This window comes from Acetobacter musti (assembly GCF_011516835.1).
In the GTDB taxonomy this organism is placed as follows: Bacteria; Pseudomonadota; Alphaproteobacteria; order Acetobacterales; family Acetobacteraceae; genus Acetobacter; species Acetobacter musti.
This window is the reverse complement of record NZ_WOTB01000092.1, coordinates 1-2,021: the sequence shown is the minus strand read 5'-3', so window position 1 is coordinate 2,021 and position 2,021 is coordinate 1. Positions and strand designations below refer to the sequence as shown.

Here is a 2,021-nt window from a genome sequence, read left to right as displayed (position 1 = left end):
TGGCTTCTGAAAGGCCACATCAACAGGCCTTACAGAAGACCGCACACGATCACACGTCAATATGGGTCAGAAAACTCTTGCATAACGGACGGCAACCACAGAAGAAATCCCGTGGACGACTTCGGCTGGCCACCCCCGGAGAAGGTTTCTGTTGGATTATTTTTCGGAGGGATCGAATTTAAAAATAATGCGTTTTTTCTTCGGAAAGATCCAGTTGATAAATTTGGTGCACTGTTAGCTGAAGCGGCAGTTTTCGACCTGCTTTTTGGAGGTAAAGGGCGTAAAGATGACGCATTTTTTAATGAAGACCAACAGCAGACAACCCTTGATGTCGCTCTTGACCAATTCGATCCAGGTATTTTTGAAATATGGGCATCAGCAAGTCAGGAATTGCTGACTTCAAAGCGAATAGTTGAAGCGTTTTTTGAACGACCATGGCCGATTGGAACTGCGCAAACGCGTCGATTATGTATGGAATTAGAAAAGGCTGGCTGGAAAACATGTCGGAATGCACAGGAGCGCTGGTGGACGAAGCAATAAAGAAGTGTGTTGAGAGGCCGGCATGAGTGGGAAAGTTATTTTTCTGAATTTCTGGTCAATCCAATGGATTTTTTCATAAAATGTATTGGATTGTCTATCATTGCGTATGAACATTCCTGCTCAGGCCGCCGCCTTTATTTCAGAGGTAGAGGGTGTTATGTACTTTCTGGCGTGAGTGTTGCAGAACAGCTGGATGAATACTGCACGCAAACCATATCCGTCTGATATCAGTGACGAAGAGTGGTCTCTGATTGTTCCGTATCTTCTTCTGATGAAGGAAGACGCGGAACAACGGCATCATGATCTGCGTGATCTGTTCAACGGTCTTCGTTAGGTGATCCGTTACGGCATTGCGTGGCGGGCGATGCCGAACGATCTTCCGCCGTGGACTGCGATTTATCAGCAATCCCGGCGCTGGATGGAAGCGGGATGTTTCGAGGCTGTTGTCCACGATCTCCGGGCTGTGCTGCGGCTGGCTGCAGGAAAACAGGCTGAGCCGACAACGGCGATTATCGACAGCCGGACACTGCGTTCGACCCCGGAGAGTGGATCGCGCGCCGGGTATGACGGCGCGAAAAGAAAGAACGGATCGAAGCTGCACATGGCGGTCGATACCCTGGGGCATCTTCTGGCCCTGCACGTCACCCCGGCAAACAGGGACGACCGGGGAGAAGTCGGTCAGCTGACGGAAGCCATTCAGCAGGCAACAGACGGGAGCGTTGAACTGGTATGGGCCGATCAGGGCTATACCGGATCAAAAGCGGCGAAAGCTGCTGAAGAGCAGGATATCACCCTCGAAATCGTCCGGCTGCCTCAGGCAAAACGGGGTTTTGTGTTGCTGCCCCGCCGATGGATCGTGGAACGGTCTTTCGCGTGGGCAACACGATGCAGAAGGCTGGTGAAAGACTACGAGCGCTGCGCTTCAACCCTCGCCGCAATGCACACCATCGCCTTCGCAGGTTTCATGCTGAAAAACGCAGCCCAACTGCTCTCCCTAAGTGCATAACACCCTCTAGTAGCAGGCTGATACGCGATAAGTATTTGTCTGCTTAGGCTCATTACTGTTCAGCACAAAATTACGGTGGGACGGATGCTCCGGTCGGTAAATCGACCGGAGCATCCATATGATGGCGACAATTGGCGCTGTCCACGTCGAACACCCACACGAGGCCAAAACACCATCTACCTCCTACCGTTGCCAAATCGTCGATTTCTCTCTGGGGTGTTATAAGGGTATACTCGACTGGGTCAGGTTCGCGTACGAACGCAAGCACGCAAGGGGCGGGCGGCGTATGCTGTATGTCCATCTTGCTGTCCGGTTGAACGCCCTGAAAGGCGACCGCCTGCATTTCACCATTTTTATCGAGATGAGAGGTGGTCCCCATTTTTCGGACAGGGCGATAAGCTATCATCTGGCCTGAACGAGGACGGGTTTTATGGGCAAGGTTACGCGGAAACGGTATGCGGCAGAGTTCAAGTCA

1 protein-coding gene and 2 pseudogenes are annotated in these 2,021 nt (G+C 51.9%); all 3 read left to right on the top strand.

What is annotated here, in order from left to right; translation table 11 throughout:
• Positions 1-540 (top strand): annotated as a pseudogene (locus GOB93_RS20815) (hypothetical protein); the annotation flags it as partial.
• Positions 541-733: 193 nt separating this feature from the next.
• Positions 734-1,546: pseudogene (locus GOB93_RS20810) on the top strand (IS5 family transposase).
• A 118-nt stretch (positions 1,547-1,664) separates the two neighbouring features.
• Entirely contained in the window at positions 1,665-1,961 is a 297-nt protein-coding gene (locus GOB93_RS21295; protein WP_206752629.1) for a hypothetical protein, read from the top strand.
• The last annotated feature ends 60 nt before the right edge of the window (positions 1,962-2,021 follow it).